Here is a 17,928-nt window from a genome sequence, read left to right as displayed (position 1 = left end):
CGACGAGGTTGATAGGTTGGAGGTGGAAGCACAGCAATGTGTGGAGCTGACCAATACTAATCGGTCGAGGGCTTATCCTAAATATAAAACGCAAATTTATTTCGCATCCGGTTTTCAGGGAGCAAAAGGCTTAAGTGCTGGATATTCCTGATATCCTTACGATATCTCAGTTGGAGAGATACCCAAGTGGCTATAAGGGGACCCTCTGCTAAGGGGTTAGACTGCGTAAGTGGTGCGAGGGTTCGAATCCCTCTCTCTCCGCCATTGTACAAGCAACTCAAATGAGATATAATAAGTAATAATGTGGCGGTGTAGCTCAGCTGGCTAGAGCGTACGGTTCATACCCGTGAGGTCGGGGGTTCGATTCCCTTCGCCGCTACCAATTTTATACGGAGGCTTAGCTCAGCTGGGAGAGCATCTGCCTTACAAGCAGAGGGTCAGCGGTTCGATCCCGTTAGCCTCCACCATCTTAATACGCCGTTGTAGCTCAACTGGTAGAGCAACTGACTTGTAATCAGTAGGTTGGGGGTTCAAGTCCTCTCGACGGCACCATCAATATAATTGCATATGGAGCTGTGGTGTAGAGGCCTAACATGCCTGCCTGTCACGCAGGAGACCGCGGGTTCGAATCCCGTCAGCTCCGCCATTATATTACCTAAAGTGGAGAGACTAACATCTCCTACACTTTATTTTTTTGCTCAAAATCTCATTATGGCTCGGTAGCTCAGTCGGTAGAGCAGAGGACTGAAAATCCTCGTGTCGGCGGTTCGATTCCGTCCCGAGCCACCATTTGATTCCTAGCATAAGGTTAACACTTATGGGAATCATAATTGAATAGTATGGAGGCTTAGTGAAGTGGCTAAACACGGCAGACTGTAAATCTGCTCTCTCCGAGTTCGGTGGTTCGAATCCATCAGCCTCCACCATTTCTTATTTTTTAATAAGAGCCATTAGCTCAGTTGGTAGAGCACCTGACTTTTAATCAGGGTGTCGAAGGTTCGAGTCCTTCATGGCTCACCAGTTTTTTATCTAAATCATGTACATTCAACGCTTCAGGTCATTTGACTTGAAGCGTTTTTTGCATGCTTTCGAAGGAATCGGGGGAGACTACCAGCACAAAGCACTGTCTTATCCTGGGGGGATCACCAATCCGATATATTCTTGCACTTGTCATTAGTTTTGGTATCGTTGCTGCTGTTGTGCCAATCGTACGTCTTTTGGCGATCCGCATGAAATTTGTTGACCGACCTACGACGCGTAAAATTCATGATAATCCGATTCCACTGATGGGTGGAATCGCTATCTATATAGGATTTATGGTGACGATTCTCCTCATGCGAGGGTTTGATGCGCTATCCTTATCGATTACAATTGGCGGGACATTATTAGTTATCATTGGTCTAGTCGATGATGGATTTAAGGCACTTGGGCGGGAATTCCCTGTGTGGCCGAGATTGATCATCTATTTGCTGACGGCCACCATCCCGCTATGGTTCCATATCCAGATTACCGGCATTCGTGATTTCCATGAAGGGATGCTGATGTTTCCTAGCTGGTTCGTCTATGTATCGACAGTGGTATGGGTATTTTCCATGACGAATATGATGAATTTCATCGATGGCGTAGATGGGTTAGCTGCGGGTGTAGCCTCGATTTCCTCATTGACGTTATGCGTCGTTGCACTTATCAAAGGAGATGCTGAGACTGCGATCGTCACGATTGCGCTGTGCGGCGTATGTTTAGGTTTTCTACTATATAATTTCTATCCAGCTAAAATTTTTATGGGTGATGCGGGAGCGACGTTCCTGGGGTATACACTGGCTGTCATTGCTGTGAACGGTTCATTCAAAAGTACAGCTTTCGTCACCATTCTCATTCCGATGCTTGCTTTAGGCTTTCCGATCTTGGACACCATTATCGTGTTCTCCAGACGTCTTAAGGAAGGTAAAGGACTACATCGTGCGGATAAATTACATACACATCATGCATTAATGCGCTGGGGGTTAACGCAGCCGCAGGTTGTATCATTCATATACCTGGTTACGGTATTATTTGGCCTGCTGTCGATTGTCGTTATGCTCTCCATGCCTTAATGCAACTGGCAAAATTGAAGGAGGCACAAGGTAACATGCATCACATATTCCGGCTGTTATGGCTGGGTGTATTGCTTATATTCCTAACGGTATCTTTAGGACTGGGGGCATCACTCGTTCATGCAGAAGAAGGAGAGGTACACGGAAAGGATACAGATTCCTTCCCTTTCTCACAAATTGCATGGGCACAAAAAAACAAAGCAGCCCTATCTCTTTCGCCAGTACAACCATCGAGTCTTACTACTGCTGCGATGATGACGGATATTTTTCACAAGCTGGACGTTCATATGCCCAAAGAAGTTGAAGGGCAATATCAAGTTGGAATACCTGTAGCGCGAATTGCAGCTGCGTGGCTGCCTGGTGATTTATTGTACTATGGCGATTCGCATCCGAATAATGGTCAGCAGATGTGGGTCTCGGTGGTCGTTGACCAAGAGCACATTGCCTATGCTGGCCCTGAACAGTCAATTGTCTACCGCTCGATGAAGGAAGTGAACCGTCGGTACCCTCTACTTGGCGTCCGACGCGTCTTATCACAAACGGATCGCATGCGGTTCTCTCTCGTATTGCGTGCGGGGAACTATATTGGCGTACCCTATGTGCTTGGTGCTCGTTACGGGCAGACGGATACGTTCGACTGTTCATCTTTTATCAAGACCATCTATGCGAAGGAAGGCATTTCGCTGCCACGTGTATCCAGACAACAAGCGAAGGTGGGGGAGCGTATCTCCCAGCAGGAGCTTCGCGTTGGAGACTTATTATTTTTTACCGGCAAACAGTCCCGTCGGCAAATTGCACACGTGGCCATGTATGCGGGTAGTGGTTTGATGATCCATACCTATGGAAAAGGCGGCGTTCAATATACGGCAATAAATCATCCGATCTGGAGGCAGCGATTCGTCATGGCTCGTCGCGTCGTGAAATAATTCTATTGGTTATGTTACAATAGTAGCGAACAAGCAGTGAATGATTCGGATAGAGGCGGTTGGGCTAATGACGGATATGGCAACAAAGAGCAGATTGGAGAAGCTGTTGGGCGTAACATGTTCTGTAGTAGCATGCTCAGAAACCGAATGGCGATCAATGCAAGAGTCAGCTGATGTGATGAATGAACAGGCGCTTAGCATTGAGTTGGGTGGTAAGGTTTATTTTCGCTGGCATCAGAAGGTCGGTTCGGATGTTGAACTGTTGACTGTCGAATCGGATAATTTGACCGGGGCGGAACGTGCACTAATTGAGTGGATTCTACAATTTTCACAGTTATCGAATAAGGAAGGAAGTCATAAATCGGGAAGCAGTGAAGAACAACGGGCGAACCAACTGGGTCAGTGGATCCATGGGAAACTTGGCGGGCAATACACAGGCGTGCAAGATGAGGAGCTTCCGGAGAGTATCGGATTAAAAAGCCGATTGCTGCCTTCGATGATTCCTTTCCTACTCGTCTCGGAGCATCCGCAATTGACGCACACGACTTATACGGAGCTCTATAAGCTGCTTAAGTCATATTTTGGCGGTGAAGTGTACTTGATTCCGCTCGAAGAGAAAGAATGGCTCATTTTATGTGCGGAGGAACTCTTGGCATCAGCCGAAGATCGGGAAGACGACGGTTCAGAGAAGCCGGAAGAAGCGTTGGCTTTGTTCTGCGAAGGGCTGTACGAACTTTTATCGAATGAATGGCTTGGGGAATGTCATCTAGCTATATCTTATCCGATGGTACCTGCCCATACGCTCCTATCGACGGTAGGATTATTACGAGAGACCATGTATCTCGGACGAGCTTTCCATGTCACATCGAACATTCATCTGCCGTGGATGCTGCATATGGAGCGTTTAATTAACAGTATCCCAGATGGGGTACGCAGACAATTTATCGATCGGGTGCTCTCTCGCAGCGATGTGTTCCTAGATCCAGAGACCCTGACAACGCTTGAGGCCTTCTTCTTACTGGATTGCAATGTTAGTGATACCGCCAAGAAATTATACATCCATCGGAATACGCTATTATATAGATTGGATAAGATTAAACAAGAGACAGGGCTTGACGTAAGAACGTTTGGCGATGCGGTTCTTGTAAAGTTGATTCTCTTATTGTATAAAGTGACGAAAAGGAAGTAGTATTTTTGTGAAGTATGTGTATAGTCAGATGATGGGACATGAGATAAGATAAGTGTACAAAATAAATCTCTGTGTAGGGGGAATATTCAATGGCAGGCGTTAAATTAGAGCACATCTACAAAAAATATGCAGGTTCCGACAAAGCGACAGTAATCGATGTTAACTTAGACATTCAAGATAAAGAATTCTTAGTATTGGTTGGTCCATCCGGTTGCGGTAAATCAACAACACTTCGTATGATCGCAGGTTTGGAGGAAATCTCCGAAGGTAAATTGTATATTGGAGATCGTGTCGTAAATGATGTAGCGCCGAAAGATCGCGATATCGCGATGGTATTCCAATCCTATGCATTGTATCCACATATGAACGTATATCAAAACATGGCGTTTGGTTTGAAACTTCGTAAGTTCAAAAAAGACGACATCGACAAACGTGTTCGTGAAGCAGCGAAAATCCTTGATATCGAGCACTTACTAGATCGTAAACCAAAAGCACTTTCTGGTGGTCAACGTCAGCGTGTTGCCTTGGGCCGTGCGATCGTTCGTGAACCGCAAGTATTCTTGATGGATGAGCCGCTCTCCAACTTGGACGCGAAACTTCGTGGACAAATGCGTGCGGAAATCTCCAAATTGGCTAAGCGTCTAGAGACAACTGTTATCTACGTAACGCATGACCAAATCGAGGCAATGACGATGGGTGATCGTATCGTTGTTATGAAAGACGGTATCATCCAACAAGCAGCTTCCCCTGACATTCTGTACAACCACCCTACGAACATCTTCGTAGCTGGATTTATCGGCGCTCCTACAATGAACTTCATCGAAGGTGACTTGTCTGAGCAAGGTGGAGCAGTTCGTTTTAGAGCAACTGGACTTGATGTTGAGGTGCCAGCTGGTAAAGCTCAAGCACTTAAAGATAAAGGCTACATTGGCAAAAAAGTTATTCTTGGTGTTCGTCCTGAGGATATGCATGAAGAGCCAGTATTCTTGGAAGCATCGCCTAACAGCATCTTCAGCGCACATGTTGAAGTATCCGAGAACTTGGGTCATGAAATGTTGCTATACTTGAACGGTGTAGGTAAAGACAGCGTAATCGCTCGTGTAGACGGACGTTCGAATACTAAAGAAGGTCAAAACATTAAGCTAGCAATCGACATGAACAAAATTCATGTATTCGATAAAGAAAATGAGCTGAACGTATTCCAATACGAAGCGTAAGCACGTCATAGCGTGTTATAATCAAAAACCGTCCTCTTGCAGGGCGGTTTTTCTCATAAATTTGTGGAGTTATTGCCTCATATGGCGTATAGAATTTGATTTCAATGCCAAGATCAGCTACGATAATGACATCGGTGATAAGGAGAGGAAGATATGTCTAAGAAGGTAAAAGTTTCAGAATTGGTCGAACAATTCAACTTAGAGGTTCTTGCAGGGGAAGCAGGATTAAAACACGTCATTAAGGTCGATGATCTATACCGTCCAGGTCTTGAGATGGCGGGTTACTTCGAATATCATCCCGTTGACCGCGTGCAAATTCTAGGGAAGACGGAACTGGCTTTCTTCCAGATGCTATCGCCTGAAGAGCGGAAGAGCCGGATTGAGCAATTTGGTTCAGAAGAGACACCATGTATCGTCGTCACAAGAAATTTGGATGTTCCGCAAGAGTTTGTTGATTTGGCGAATGAGAAGAATATTGCATTATTACGCAGCCCAGTTGCAACGACAACTCTTTCAAGTAGGATTACAGGATTCCTGGAGAGACGCCTCGCACCTACGACAACGATTCACGGCGTACTCGTCGATGTATATGGTGTAGGGATGCTCATCACAGGAAGCAGCGGAATTGGTAAAAGTGAGACAGCACTAGAACTCGTGAAGCGCGGTCATCGCCTTGTCGCGGATGATGCGGTGGAAATTCGCCAAACTTCCGATTTCCAGCTGCATGCAACTGCACCCGAATTGATTCGGCACTTGCTCGAAATCCGTGGGATCGGGATCATCAATGTGATGACATTGTTCGGTGCCGGTGCGGTACGGAACAATAAGCGTATTAGTGTTGTCATCAAGCTGGAGGCTTGGCAGCAAGACAAGCAATATGATCGTCTTGGGCTTGATGAAGAGAAAACACGGATTATTGATACGGATATTCCACTCGTTACGATCCCTGTTCGTCCGGGCCGAAACTTAGCCGTTATTATTGAGGTAGCTGCGATGAACTATCGCCTGAAACGGATGGGTTATAACGCTGCTTTGCAGTTTACGAATAAGCTGACAGAGACGATCTCCGAGGATACGGACGATTTGGATTAAGATTTACGAATTGGACAGAAGTAGGAGTGTGAGTTATGCAATATTTGTTGTTGAACCCTATCGCATTTTCTATCGGACCGATTGCTGTTCATTGGTATGGCATCATCCTCGGAACTGCGGCGTTAGTGGGTTTATTAATTGCGATTCGCGAAGGTAATCGATTCGGCATTCCGCAAGATTTCTTCATGGATTTGTTATTGTTCGGTGTACCTTCAGCAATCATTGGTGCGCGGATTTATTATGTTGCGTTTAAATGGGATGAATATAAGGACAATCTCTTGGATGTGTTCAAAATATGGAACGGTGGGATCGCAATCTATGGCGCGCTCATCGGTGCGATTATCTGTGCGATCATCTTGGTCCGCAAGAAGGGATATTCATTCTGGCGAATTGCGGATATTTGTGCGCCTGCCTTATTGGCAGGGCAGATGATTGGCCGTTGGGGGAATTTCGTAAACCAAGAGGCATACGGCGGCCCTGTGTCAGAGTCCTTCCTTCGCAATACGCTTCATTTACCGGATTTTATCGTCAATCAGATGTATGTGCAAGAAGCTGCAGGCATGGTCTATCATCATCCGACATTTTTGTATGAATCGGTATGGAATCTCATCGGGATGCTTATACTCTTCGTGCTGCGTCGTCAATCCTTCTTGCGCGCAGGGGAATTATTCATGTCTTATTTCATTTGGTATTCAGTAGGACGTTTCTTCGTGGAAGGTCTGCGGACGGATAGCCTTGCATTCCTCGGCCCCGATTGGCTCGCTTCCTTCGTCGGATTCTTCTGGGCGCCAATGGAAGTCGTGTTCGAACCAGGTCATTTGGATCCAGCTTACGGCAATGTACGTATCTCGCAATTGCTCGCGATTCTGATTATTGTCGCAGCGATTATTATAATTATCGTGCGCCGCGTCAAAGGCTATGCTAACACACGTTACTTAGATCCAATTATCAATACGAAAACCTCTGCGGTACAAGAGATCGCTGCAGCAGTCCAGGCAACAAGCGTCGCAGAACCAGTTAACCGCACTCCGCAACATGAGGATGGCTCAGCCGGTGAGTCGTCAGACAAGAAGGAGCCTACATCGTGATTGAAACAGTTTTATTTGATTTAGATGGTACGATTATTGATACGAATGAATTAATTATTGAGACATTCCTCCATGTACTCAAAGAACATACACCGCCGACGTTCACACGCGAACAGATCATTCCGAGCATGGGGCAGACGCTTGAGAGTCAGATGCGTCAGTTCACAGGGCAAGAGGATGTTACGCCATTCGTAGATGCTTATCGGACATATAATCGTGAACGGCATGATGAATTGGTACGTGAGTTTCCCTATGTACTTGAAGTCATTGAGAATTTACATCGTCACGGGATTAAGCTCGGAGTGGTTACAACCAAGGTTCGTGAGACGACAGAACGCGCCTTACAGATGTTTGGCTTATTTCCTTATCTGGGAACGGTTGTTACGATTCTAGATGTGGAACATCCAAAGCCGCACCCGGAACCGGTATTAATGGCCATGAATCAGCTAGGCGCGAATCCTGCGACGACATTGATGGTGGGTGACAGCCCGGCAGATATTCAAGCTGCGAATGCGGCTGGTGCCATTTCCGTTGCTGTCGGTTGGTCACTGAAAGGTGAGGCTGCGTTAAGGCCATACGAGCCGAAGCATGTCATTCATGATATGCGGGATTTATACACCTTAGTCGGATTGGAGCAGGATGGCGTGTGAGAAATGTTGAGCGATATCCCGTAGAAGGATCGAATGCGCTCTGGCAAATTTACCGCACAGTCAGTCCATGGAAGGGCGTCAAAAACTTTATTTGCATTCAAATGGCTAGATATTGTCCTCATTTACCGTTAAAGAATTGGATCTATCGCCATATGCTTGGCATGAAAATTGGCAAAGACACGGCGTTTGGCCTGATGGTCATGGTGGATGTGTTCTTTCCTGAACGTATTACTATTGGCGATAACTCAATTATTGGCTACAATACGACGATTCTGGCCCATGAATATTTAATCAAGGAATATCGCCTAGGGGATGTGAAGATTGGTTCCAACGTCATGATCGGTGCGAACTCCACGATTTTACCTGGGGTGACGATTGGCGACCATGCGGTTGTAGCGGCAGGTTCCGTCGTACACAAAGATGTGGCAGCAGGCCAATTTGTCGGTGGCAATCCGATGCAGATCATCTCCCCCAAATAACCTAACATAGAAGCAGATACCTACGGTCCCGTGCTGTAGGTATTTTTTTGTGAAAATAGAATGACGTATTCCAGAAAACATGGTAATTTAATGTAGCGAGTATGTCATGGATTTTTGTTCCATGGGTTGTCTGGGGAGGTATTTAGGGGAATGAAGTGGAAAATAGGGCTGCTAGGGGCAGTCATGTTAATGATGATTGAATTGCTTGGTGGTGGCGGAGAGAGAGCGGTGGCGAAACCTAATTCTGTTCCAAATGGAGTTTATTATAAAGATAAAGTCTTGGTTCTTATGTATCATGAGATTTCGGATAACCCGAAGATCAAATCGATCATTTCGCCTGAGCTCTTCAATGATCAACTGGAAACCATCGTCAATCGTGGTTTTCGGGTGATCTCGATGGACGATTATGTTGCGTTTATGTTAGATCATAAACCCGTACCTAATAATGCTGTATTGCTGACATTTGACGATGGATATGAGAGCTTCTACACAGAAGTCTATCCGATTCTGAAAAAGTGGCGGTTGACGGCGACCAACTTCGTCATCGTCTCATCGATTGATAACCCGAAGCACGTAGGACGTCCAAAATTATCATGGGAGCAAATGAAGGAGATGAAAGCAGGCGGGATGAGCTTCTTCAATCACACGTTTGATTCCCATCAATATGGTCCTTATAATGGGAAGGGCGATATGAAGCCTGTGCTGTCCAAACGTCTTTATTTGAAAGACTACAAGCGTATTGAGACAAAAGAGGAATTCACGATTCGCGTTACGAAGGATCTGACTCTATCGGAGCGGATGCTGCGTCAAAAACTTGGAAATACGTATGGTGTGTTGGCTTTCCCTTATGGTGCATATCGTCCTGAAGTCATTCAAGTTGCTAAGAAGACGGATATCTCGCTCATGTTCACCGTAAATGCGGGCATCAATACACGTGCGGATCGTATCGGGTATCGGTTGAATGCAGGGAATCAGAAGATGAATCCGGATAAGCTGATTCAGTTGATGAAGCATCAGGGCAGACGGCAGGATATTCACCCAATGACACCTTATTCCATGCTGCCAACCGTATAGCATTTGCTCTACAGCATATAAAGCCCAGCGGCTTTCATGGTTGAACATGAAGGTTGCTGGGCTTTGTTGTGTTTCTCATGAAGAGTGATTAGATTCACGTTGTCACTATCCTTCCGTAAATAGCTGAAATTGTGACATGAATGGGACGAGTTCGGTTAATTCTGGTAAAATAAATAGGAAGTTTAATTAGGATGTTGGTGATTGACGTGAGGTATGGATCATGTTAACATGATCAATAATCTTTAATTTGGTAGCATACTACCATGGTAGCACATTACTTTACTAAAGTATCATTCGAGGTGGATGGAATGTCAAAGCCTAAAGTATTCGAAAAACCTGTAGGTGTCAAAGATTATTTGCCGCATGCGGTATCCAAGCTGCGCACGATTGAGCGAAATGTACTAGATTGTATGGGGCGCTGGGGATATCGGCAAATTTTGACGCCAACGATTGAATATTACGATACAGTCGGTGTTGCAAGTGCTACATCGGATCATAAGCTGTTCAAGCTGTTAAATAATCGGGGTACTGCACTCGTATTGCGTTCGGATATGACGGCCCCGATCGCGCGTGTTGTCTCATCTTTATTAAAGGATGAAGCTTTTCCGATTCGGTTGTCGTATCACTCCAATGTGTTCCGGACGATCGAAGAGGAAGCGGGACGAGAAGCGGAATTTTTCCAGACTGGTGTGGAACTCGTCGGTGATGCATCTGCTGAGGCGGATGCGGAAGTCGTGGCTCTCGCTATCGCCTCACTACAGGCTGCAGGGGTCGCCAAGTTTAAATTTGCTATGGGACATGTCGGTTTCTTAAATGGCCTGTTCGAAGAAGTGCTGCATGGCCGCAGCGAGGATCAAGAAACATTGAAGTTCTGCTTGCTGAGCCGAGACTATGTCGGATATCGGGAACGTATTCGCGAGTGGGGGCTTGATGCAGCGGAACAAAAGAAGCTGGAAGGTATTCTGAGACTCCGTGGAGGCAAAGAGATATGCGAACAGGCTCTGCAATTAAGTGGAGACGAGCAGACACGGGCTTCGATTGAACATTTGCTGGAGGTCTGGGAATCACTGGAAGATTATGGTGTAAGTCAACATGTCCTTTTGGATCTGACGATGATTGGGGATTTCTCTTATTATACGGGGATGACATTTGAAGGTTATGCACTGGAGTTAGGTTCACCTGTCTGCAGCGGCGGGCGCTACGACAATCTGTTGCAGCAGTTCGGACGCCCTGCTCCGGCCACCGGGTTCGCATTAAAGACGACACGGATTCTTGATGTCGTGGGCGATGAGGATCAAGAGCAGATAGCAGTCATGACGTTAAATTATACCTCGCAGAATCGTGCGCAAATATTCCAAGAAGCACGTGCACTGCGGGAGGCGGGAAATTGTGTTGTTACGAGATACGTAGAGGAGGATATCTGATGCGGGATACGTTAAAAGTAGCGATGCCCAAAGGGCGTATCTATAAGCAGGCTTCTGCCCTATTCCGTGAAGCGGGACTGCCAATCTCGACGGATTTCGATGATACGCGCAAGCTGATTATTGAGCTGCCGGAAGCGAATATGGAGTTCATTATGGCCAAACCAGTCGATGTACCGACCTACGTTGAATACGGGGTCGCAGATATCGGTATCGTTGGCAAAGACGTCCTCATGGAGGAGAACAAAGATGTCTACGAGCTGCTTGATCTCGGGATTGCACCTTGCCGGATGTCTGTGATTGGACTACCTGATTGGAAACCGGTGATTCACCCGCGTGTCGCGACGAAGTATCCGAATGTTGCTTCGCAATATTTCCGTGAACTCGGGCAGCAGGTGGATGTGATTAAACTGAACGGATCCATCGAGCTTGCGCCGCTGATCGGGCTTGCCGATCGCATCGTGGATATGGTCGAGACGGGGCAGACGCTTCGGGATAACGGATTGGTGGAGATGGAGCAAATCTTCAGTATTACAAGCCGATTGATTGCGAACCGAGTAAGTTATCGGATGAAGAATGATGCGATTCAGGGACTCTGTGATCAATTGCAGAAAGTGATTCCGAACATATCGAAATGAAATCATATCAGATGAATGGATAAACAGATGGATCAGGTTAGAAATGTGGGGAGGGTTGATGTTTATGCGTATTGTACCTGCAAGTGAATTCTCGCTGCAGCGAGAAGTAGAGTATGGGTCGCCAGAGCAGAATCAGATCGTGAAATCGATTGTTGAACGTGTGAAACGGGAAGGAGACGCAGCACTGCTACGTTATACGGCGGAACATGACCGCGTGCAATTGCAATCATCTCAGCTTCGTGTGACAGAAGATGAGATTCAAGCTGCATATAGCCGAGTGGAAGCATCGTTCGTTACGGCGATTCGTAAAGCGGCTGATAATATTCGAGTCTATCACGAGAAACAAAAACGGACATCTTGGTTCGATCTGCAGCCAGATGGTACGATGCTCGGACAGATTATCAGGCCGCTTCGTCGAGTCGGGGTGTACGTGCCGGGCGGGAAAGCGGCTTATCCTTCCTCCGTACTCATGAACGTCATCCCAGCGCAGGTCGCGGGTGTACCAGAGATTGTGATGGTAACACCGCCAGCTACAGGCGGCAAGGAAGGGATTGATCCGTATATTCTGGTCGCAGCGGCTGAAGCGGGCGTGAAGGAGCTCTATCGGGTTGGCGGTGCACAGGCAATTGCTGCCCTGGCATATGGAACGGAGACGATTGCGCCGGTCGATAAAATTTGCGGACCAGGGAATATTTACGTCGCACTCGCGAAACGTGAAGTGTATGGGGCTGTCGATATTGACAGTATGGCAGGACCTAGTGAAATCGCCGTGCTCGCAGATGAGTCGGCAGATGCAGCTTATGTCGCAGCTGATTTGCTATCCCAAGCGGAGCATGATGAGATGGCATCTGCCATTCTCGTGACCACCTCAATGGCGATGGCGGAAGCGGTGTCGCGTGAAGTAGCGCGGCAAGTGGCAGAGCTCCCGCGGCGCTCGATCGCACAGGCTTCCATCGATCAATATGGAGCCATAATCGTTGTGGGTTCCATTGAAGAGGGGATCCACGTGATCAACCGAATTGCACCGGAGCATTTGGAAGTGATGGTTGAAGAACCAATGCGATATCTGGGGCTGATCGAGAATGCCGGGGCTATCTTCCTCGGACCTTACAGCTCGGAACCTGTCGGCGATTATTTGGCGGGACCGAACCACATCATTCCGACGAATGGCACGGCTAGATACTCTTCTCCGGTTGATGTCGATGACTTTATCAAGAAATCGAGTCTCATTCATTATAGCAAGGAAGCGCTGCTCGCGAATGGTGCTACCATTATGGAGCTGGCGCGACATGAAGGTCTAGAAGGGCATGCGAGAGCGATACAAATTCGGCTAGAAAAGGAAGGGAATTCACAATGACAGATGTAGTGAACGAACAACGTGCAGGGCGTACGTCTAGCGTTGCGCGCAAGACGAATGAGACGGACATTCAATTGGCCTTTAATGTAGACGGTACGGGGATTTCTGAAATTGAGACAGATGTGCCGTTCTTGAACCATATGCTTGATCTATTCACGAAGCATGGACAATTCGATCTGAACGTCGTTGCTCGCGGCGACGTGGATATCGATGATCACCATACGGTTGAGGATATCGGCATTTGTCTGGGACAGACCATTCAGGAAGCGCTCGGCGATAAGAAAGGGATCAAGCGTTACGCATCGGTCTTCGTTCCGATGGACGAAGCGCTCGCGCAAGTCGTAATTGATCTGAGCAACCGTCCGCATTTCGAATATCGTGCACAGTATCCATCGCAGCAAGTCGGCAGCTTCTCGACGGAGCTCGTACATGAGTTCTTGTGGAAGTTCGCGCTTGAAGCGCGCATGACGCTGCACGTTATCGTTCACTACGGTCAGAACACGCATCACATGATTGAGGCGATCTTCAAAGCGCTGGGACGTGCCCTTGATGAAGCGACAAGCATTGATCCGCGGGTGCAGGGGGTTCCTTCGACGAAAGGAGTGCTGTAAGCATGACGACGATCGCGATTGTAGACTATGGCATGGGCAACCTGCACAGCGTTGCCAAGGCCGTGGAGCGCCTCGGTGCTGAGGCGCTCATCACGAGCGACGCGGCCGCCATCCTCGCGGCGGACGCGGTGATCCTGCCCGGCGTCGGCGCGTTCGGCGACGCCATGGCTTGCCTGCGCGACACCGGCCTCGGCGCGGTGGTCGCGCAAGCAGCGGCGGCAAATGCCAAGCCATTGCTCGGCATTTGCCTGGGCATGCAGCTGCTCTTCACGCGCAGCGAAGAGCACGGCGAACACGAGGGCCTCGGGCTGCTGCCCGGCCACGTGGTGCGGTTCCAGGGCGGCACATACAAGGTGCCGCATATGGGTTGGAACCGGCTGCAGGTGCAGCAGCCGGACAGCCCGCTGTTCACAGGCCTCGAAGAAGGCCATGTGTACTTCGTGCACTCGTATCACGTGCAGCCGGAGCGGGCGACGGACTTGCTTGCAACAACCTCATACGGCGGCGGCCCAGTGACGGCGATTGTTGGCCGAGACAATGTGTACGGCATGCAGTTCCACCCCGAGAAGAGCGGCGAATTCGGTATGCAGCTGCTCAGCAACTTCTTGAAGCTTGCGGCAGGTACGGTACACGTATAGGCCATTTTCCAATTCCATCTTTTTTTGAGGTGGTTGGAATAGGGTGCGCACGTTAGCGGAGTGCCTATGTTGGAATCCATACATTATATAGCTCGAATTAGCTTATTTCTGTCGTCTATGTTGGATTCCATGCGGGATAGACGGCAGGAATCGTTCGATTTGAACCATTACGCTTCAAAGTTAATGGATATATCCAGTATAGCGAGCTTCTTGCAGCATTCGTGCAAAAATCCATGATGGGTAATGCGTGGCGATAGCTGGTGCTATGACCATCGTTGGATGCAAAGGTTCGAGTTGATCTTACTGGGGTTGGCATTCATCTCAATATGGAGGAGAACGAATTTATGTCATCGTTTATCATATATCCCGCGATTGATATCCGCGGCGGCAAGTGTGTACGCCTGGTACAGGGCGATTACAATCAAGAGACGGTCTACAATGAAAACCCGGTTGAAGTTGCGCAGGAATGGGAAGCAGGCGGTGCCAGCTGGATTCACCTTGTCGATCTCGACGGGGCTAAGGCAGGTCACCCTGTCAATGACGAGCTCGTTGGCAATATTGCTCGCAGCGTCAATGTACCCGTACAAATCGGCGGTGGGATTCGTACCCTCGCAGATGTAGAACGCTACATGGAGCTTGGTGTGTCACGGGTTATTCTCGGCACAGCGGCTATTGAAGATCGTGCGTTCGTGGAAGATGTACTCGCGAAGTATGGCGATAAAGTCGCTATCGGCATCGATGCGCGTGACGGTCTGGTTGCGATCCGCGGATGGCTTGAGACGTCGGAGGTTCGTGCTGAGGATCTCGCGGTAGAGCTGGCAGCCAAAGGTGCGAAGACCTTCATCTTCACGGACATTTCCCGTGATGGCATGATGGGCGGACCGAATACGGAAGCGATCGCGAACCTCGCTCGCATCTCCGGTCAGACGGTGATCGCTTCCGGTGGCGTCAGCCAAATGAGCGATTTGACACGTCTTGCCGGGCATATGAACGAAGGGGTCGGCGGCGCCATTGTTGGCAAAGCGCTCTATATCGGCAATATCGACTTGGCGCAAGCGATTGAAGAGACTCGTAAAGTAAACGCGCCGAACTAAGGAGGAGAGATCGATGCTAGCCAAACGAATTATTCCTTGCTTAGATGTGAAGGATGGACGCGTGGTCAAAGGTGTGAACTTCGTCAATCTGCGTGACGCAGGGGATCCTGTTGAACTCGCAGCATTGTATGACCGCGAAGGCGCCGACGAGCTCGTATTCCTGGATATATCAGCATCTGTCGAAGGTCGGGCGACGATGATCGAAGTCGTTCGCCAGACGGCTGGCGAAATTGCAATTCCATTCACCGTTGGTGGTGGGATTTCTGAAGTCGACGATATGAAACGGATCCTGCGCGCGGGTGCGGACAAGATTGGCATTAACACAGCGGCAGTGCGTAATCCGCAGTTAATCTCGGATGGGGCTCGCAAATTCGGCTCCCAATGCATCGTCGTCGCAGTGGATGCGAAGTTCAATGACGCATGGGGCGAGTGGGAAGTGTATACCCATGGCGGACGGACGCCAAGCGGCCTGAAGGCACTCGATTGGGTGCGTGAAGCGGAGCGGCTTGGTGCAGGCGAAATTCTCCTAACGAGTATGGATGCCGATGGTACGAAGGATGGGTTCGATATCCGCTTAACCCGAGCGGTATCCGAATCAATCGGAATCCCGGTGATCGCTTCTGGCGGTGCAGGGCGTAAGGAACATTTCTATGATGTCTTTACCGAAGGGAAGGCGGATGCAGGACTTGCCGCAACCATTTTTCACTATAAAGAAATGACGATTCAGGAAGTAAAGGACGATTTGAAGGGGAAAGGGGTGGAGATTCGATGACACAATCACAAGCGCAAGCCGATAACCTACTTAATCTAGAAGAATTATCCGCCAAGCTCAAATGGGATGCATCCGGTTTGATCCCTGCAGTCGTACAGGATTACAGCAGCAAAGAAGTATTGATGCTGGCCTACATGAACCGCGAATCCCTGCAATTGTCGGCTGAGTCCGGCGAGACGTGGTTCTGGAGCCGATCCCGCCAGGAGCTGTGGCATAAAGGCGCAACCTCCGGCCATACGCAGCGTATCAAGTCGATGCACTATGATTGTGACGGCGATACATTGCTTGTACGTGTTGAACAGCAGGGACCGGCTTGTCATACTGGGAAGTACAGCTGCTTCTTCAATGAGATCCCTACGGCAACGGTGCAGGCTGATAGCCAAGTGCTAGAAGCTAAAGGGGCAGATCGATTCGCGGTCTTGTCGAAGCTCGATCAGACGATTGCAGAACGGTATGCGGAACGACCAGAGGGTGCCTATACGACGTATTTATTCGACAAGGGTCTGGATAAGATCCTGAAGAAAATCGGTGAAGAGTCTGCCGAAGTGCTTATTGCCGCGAAGAACAATGACCGGGAAGAGCTCAGTGCTGAAGCGGGCGATCTCATCTATCATCTCATGGTACTCCTCCGGGCGCAGAACATGCCGATCGATGAAGTATTGCATGTGCTAGAGCAACGTCATTATAAAACCGACATCAAAAATAAAACCAAATAAAGAGAGGCCGATAACTTATGCGGATCGATTATCATACCCACCATGTCCGTTGCGGACATGCTGTTGGAGAACTCGAAGAATACATTCTTCGCGGAATAGAAATCGGGATGCAGCAGATCGGCCTTTCCGATCATATGCCGCTCCTTCACGTGGATCCTGCCACGTACTATCCAGAAATGGCAATGCCCATGGAAGAGCTTCCGCGTTATGTGGGGGAATGCTTCCAGCTCAGAGATAAATATAAGTCCCAAATCGATGTTCGTATCGGGATGGAAGCTGATTATATTGAAGGTTATGAGGAACAGATCGAGAAGATTATTCAGACGTACCCTTGGGATTATGTCATCGGCTCTGTTCATTTCCTTGGGGAATGGGATATCTCAGACCACCGTCAGACACACGGCTGGGAAGGCCGCGATCGTCTTGCCGTGTATGCTCAATATTATGATGCGATTGAGAAAGCAATCCGGACAGGGTTCTATGATTACATCGGACACATCGATGTCATTAAGCGGTTCGGCTTCGCCCCTCCTGCGGAGCAAACCGCTGAAGTGAGAGCGATGGAAATGTCTGCGCTGAATACGGTTCAAGCCCATAATCTAGCGATCGAGCTGAATGCTTCCGGGCTGCGCATGCCATGTGCAGAGATGTTCCCAAGCCGGCATATGCTCGAAACTTGCTATAGCAAAGGCATTCCACTCACGATCGGTTCGGATTGCCATCAGCCGGAACGGCTTGGCCAATATTTGGATCAGGCACGTGCTATGCTCTTTGATATCGGATATAGGGAACTCGCGACTTTTAAGGAACGAAGACGAAACCTAGTCCCTTTTCAAACGTAAATCAATCCATGTATAATAATAGAACTAGCAA

At 48.4% G+C, this 17,928-nt stretch carries 18 protein-coding genes, 8 tRNA genes and 1 rRNA gene; all 27 read left to right on the top strand.

Going from position 1 to position 17,928, the window contains the following annotated elements; all coding sequences use genetic code 11:
- A 23S ribosomal RNA gene (locus tag ACFQZR_RS25405) occupies window positions 1–80 on the top strand; the annotation flags it as partial.
- Window positions 81–172: 92 nt separating this feature from the next.
- Window positions 173–264, top strand: a tRNA-Ser gene (locus ACFQZR_RS25400).
- Between the two features lie 41 nt (window positions 265–305).
- Window positions 306–382 (top strand) — tRNA-Met (locus ACFQZR_RS25395).
- 9 nt (window positions 383–391) lie between these two features.
- Window positions 392–467 (top strand) — tRNA-Val (locus tag ACFQZR_RS25390).
- A gap of 9 nt (window positions 468–476) precedes the next feature.
- Window positions 477–552, top strand: a tRNA-Thr gene (locus ACFQZR_RS25385).
- A 17-nt stretch (window positions 553–569) separates the two neighbouring features.
- Window positions 570–646: transfer RNA gene (locus ACFQZR_RS25380), tRNA-Asp, on the top strand.
- A gap of 67 nt (window positions 647–713) precedes the next feature.
- Window positions 714–789: transfer RNA gene (locus tag ACFQZR_RS25375), tRNA-Phe, on the top strand.
- Window positions 790–841: 52 nt separating this feature from the next.
- Window positions 842–926 (top strand) — tRNA-Tyr (locus ACFQZR_RS25370).
- Window positions 927–944: 18 nt separating this feature from the next.
- Window positions 945–1,020 (top strand) — tRNA-Lys (locus tag ACFQZR_RS25365).
- A 62-nt stretch (window positions 1,021–1,082) separates the two neighbouring features.
- A complete protein-coding gene (locus ACFQZR_RS25360; RefSeq protein WP_379351173.1) occupies window positions 1,083–2,093 on the top strand; it encodes a glycosyltransferase family 4 protein in 1,011 nt (336 codons plus the stop codon).
- A gap of 35 nt (window positions 2,094–2,128) precedes the next feature.
- Window positions 2,129–3,019: a C40 family peptidase gene (locus ACFQZR_RS25355; protein ID WP_379351172.1), complete on the top strand. Its 891-nt coding sequence runs from the start codon at window positions 2,129–2,131 to the stop codon at window positions 3,017–3,019.
- A gap of 157 nt (window positions 3,020–3,176) precedes the next feature.
- Window positions 3,177–4,208: a PucR family transcriptional regulator gene (locus ACFQZR_RS25350; RefSeq protein ID WP_379351171.1), complete on the top strand. Its 1,032-nt coding sequence runs from the start codon at window positions 3,177–3,179 to the stop codon at window positions 4,206–4,208.
- An 89-nt stretch (window positions 4,209–4,297) separates the two neighbouring features.
- Window positions 4,298–5,425 (top strand): ABC transporter ATP-binding protein, encoded by a 1,128-nt coding sequence (locus tag ACFQZR_RS25345; protein WP_379351170.1) that lies wholly within the window; start codon window positions 4,298–4,300, stop codon window positions 5,423–5,425.
- Window positions 5,426–5,578: 153 nt separating this feature from the next.
- Complete coding sequence (gene hprK / locus ACFQZR_RS25340; protein ID WP_018759064.1) at window positions 5,579–6,517, top strand: HPr(Ser) kinase/phosphatase; 939 nt, start codon at window positions 5,579–5,581, stop codon at window positions 6,515–6,517.
- Between the two features lie 35 nt (window positions 6,518–6,552).
- On the top strand, window positions 6,553–7,605 hold the full coding sequence (gene lgt / locus ACFQZR_RS25335; protein WP_379351169.1) for a prolipoprotein diacylglyceryl transferase: 1,053 nt from the start codon (window positions 6,553–6,555) through the stop codon (window positions 7,603–7,605).
- On the top strand, window positions 7,602–8,255 hold the full coding sequence (gene ppaX, locus ACFQZR_RS25330) for a pyrophosphatase PpaX (RefSeq protein ID WP_379351168.1): 654 nt from the start codon (window positions 7,602–7,604) through the stop codon (window positions 8,253–8,255). Before lgt ends, ppaX begins: the two co-directional genes overlap by 4 nt.
- Window positions 8,252–8,734, top strand: coding sequence for an acyltransferase (locus ACFQZR_RS25325; protein WP_379351167.1), 483 nt, complete (start codon window positions 8,252–8,254; stop codon window positions 8,732–8,734). The genes ppaX and ACFQZR_RS25325 overlap by 4 nt, the downstream gene beginning before the upstream one ends.
- Window positions 8,735–8,884: 150 nt before the next feature.
- Window positions 8,885–9,808, top strand: coding sequence for a polysaccharide deacetylase family protein (locus ACFQZR_RS25320; protein WP_379351166.1), 924 nt, complete (start codon window positions 8,885–8,887; stop codon window positions 9,806–9,808).
- Between the two features lie 308 nt (window positions 9,809–10,116).
- Window positions 10,117–11,232, top strand: a complete 1,116-nt coding sequence (locus tag ACFQZR_RS25315) for an ATP phosphoribosyltransferase regulatory subunit (RefSeq protein WP_379351164.1) — start codon at window positions 10,117–10,119, stop codon at window positions 11,230–11,232.
- The gene (hisG, locus tag ACFQZR_RS25310; RefSeq protein WP_379351162.1) at window positions 11,232–11,867 is read left to right on the top strand and encodes an ATP phosphoribosyltransferase; all 636 of its coding nucleotides are present in this window, start codon (window positions 11,232–11,234) and stop codon (window positions 11,865–11,867) included. The genes ACFQZR_RS25315 and hisG overlap by 1 nt, the downstream gene beginning before the upstream one ends.
- 64 nt (window positions 11,868–11,931) lie before the next feature.
- A complete protein-coding gene (gene hisD / locus ACFQZR_RS25305; protein WP_379351160.1) occupies window positions 11,932–13,224 on the top strand; it encodes a histidinol dehydrogenase in 1,293 nt (430 codons plus the stop codon).
- Entirely contained in the window at window positions 13,221–13,835 is a 615-nt protein-coding gene (gene hisB / locus ACFQZR_RS25300; RefSeq protein WP_379351158.1) for an imidazoleglycerol-phosphate dehydratase HisB, read from the top strand. The genes hisD and hisB overlap by 4 nt, the downstream gene beginning before the upstream one ends.
- Before the next feature lie 2 nt (window positions 13,836–13,837).
- The gene (hisH, locus tag ACFQZR_RS25295; RefSeq protein WP_379351156.1) at window positions 13,838–14,473 is read left to right on the top strand and encodes an imidazole glycerol phosphate synthase subunit HisH; all 636 of its coding nucleotides are present in this window, start codon (window positions 13,838–13,840) and stop codon (window positions 14,471–14,473) included.
- A gap of 344 nt (window positions 14,474–14,817) precedes the next feature.
- Window positions 14,818–15,567, top strand: a complete 750-nt coding sequence (gene hisA, locus ACFQZR_RS25290) for a 1-(5-phosphoribosyl)-5-[(5-phosphoribosylamino)methylideneamino]imidazole-4-carboxamide isomerase (RefSeq protein ID WP_379351154.1) — start codon at window positions 14,818–14,820, stop codon at window positions 15,565–15,567.
- A 13-nt stretch (window positions 15,568–15,580) separates the two neighbouring features.
- The gene (gene hisF / locus ACFQZR_RS25285; RefSeq protein ID WP_379351152.1) at window positions 15,581–16,339 is read left to right on the top strand and encodes an imidazole glycerol phosphate synthase subunit HisF; all 759 of its coding nucleotides are present in this window, start codon (window positions 15,581–15,583) and stop codon (window positions 16,337–16,339) included.
- A complete protein-coding gene (gene hisIE, locus ACFQZR_RS25280) occupies window positions 16,336–17,055 on the top strand; it encodes a bifunctional phosphoribosyl-AMP cyclohydrolase/phosphoribosyl-ATP diphosphatase HisIE (protein WP_379351150.1) in 720 nt (239 codons plus the stop codon). The genes hisF and hisIE overlap by 4 nt, the downstream gene beginning before the upstream one ends.
- A 17-nt stretch (window positions 17,056–17,072) precedes the next feature.
- On the top strand, window positions 17,073–17,897 hold the full coding sequence (gene hisJ, locus ACFQZR_RS25275) for a histidinol-phosphatase HisJ (RefSeq protein ID WP_379351147.1): 825 nt from the start codon (window positions 17,073–17,075) through the stop codon (window positions 17,895–17,897).
- The last annotated feature ends 31 nt before the right edge of the window (window positions 17,898–17,928 follow it).

This window comes from Paenibacillus sp. GCM10027629, from assembly GCF_042676425.1.
GTDB classification, from domain to species: domain Bacteria; phylum Bacillota; class Bacilli; order Paenibacillales; family Paenibacillaceae; genus Paenibacillus_K; species Paenibacillus_K terrigena.
This window is presented reverse-complemented; position numbering and strand designations above follow the sequence as displayed.

Coding starts and splice junctions, on each gene's coding strand:
- hisF (WP_379351152.1), top strand. CDS start 15,581: ATGCTAGCCAAACGAATTATTCCTTGCTTAGATGTGAAGGATGGACGC.
- hisB (WP_379351158.1), top strand. CDS start 13,221: ATGACAGATGTAGTGAACGAACAACGTGCAGGGCGTACGTCTAGCGTT.
- lgt (WP_379351169.1), top strand. CDS start 6,553: ATGCAATATTTGTTGTTGAACCCTATCGCATTTTCTATCGGACCGATT.
- ACFQZR_RS25355 (WP_379351172.1), top strand. CDS start 2,129: ATGCATCACATATTCCGGCTGTTATGGCTGGGTGTATTGCTTATATTC.
- hprK (WP_018759064.1), top strand. CDS start 5,579: ATGTCTAAGAAGGTAAAAGTTTCAGAATTGGTCGAACAATTCAACTTA.
- hisA (WP_379351154.1), top strand. CDS start 14,818: ATGTCATCGTTTATCATATATCCCGCGATTGATATCCGCGGCGGCAAG.
- hisIE (WP_379351150.1), top strand. CDS start 16,336: ATGACACAATCACAAGCGCAAGCCGATAACCTACTTAATCTAGAAGAA.
- hisJ (WP_379351147.1), top strand. CDS start 17,073: ATGCGGATCGATTATCATACCCACCATGTCCGTTGCGGACATGCTGTT.
- hisH (WP_379351156.1), top strand. CDS start 13,838: ATGACGACGATCGCGATTGTAGACTATGGCATGGGCAACCTGCACAGC.
- hisD (WP_379351160.1), top strand. CDS start 11,932: ATGCGTATTGTACCTGCAAGTGAATTCTCGCTGCAGCGAGAAGTAGAG.
- hisG (WP_379351162.1), top strand. CDS start 11,232: ATGCGGGATACGTTAAAAGTAGCGATGCCCAAAGGGCGTATCTATAAG.
- ACFQZR_RS25345 (WP_379351170.1), top strand. CDS start 4,298: ATGGCAGGCGTTAAATTAGAGCACATCTACAAAAAATATGCAGGTTCC.
- ACFQZR_RS25315 (WP_379351164.1), top strand. CDS start 10,117: ATGTCAAAGCCTAAAGTATTCGAAAAACCTGTAGGTGTCAAAGATTAT.
- ACFQZR_RS25350 (WP_379351171.1), top strand. CDS start 3,177: ATGCAAGAGTCAGCTGATGTGATGAATGAACAGGCGCTTAGCATTGAG.
- ACFQZR_RS25320 (WP_379351166.1), top strand. CDS start 8,885: ATGAAGTGGAAAATAGGGCTGCTAGGGGCAGTCATGTTAATGATGATT.
- ACFQZR_RS25360 (WP_379351173.1), top strand. CDS start 1,083: ATGCTTTCGAAGGAATCGGGGGAGACTACCAGCACAAAGCACTGTCTT.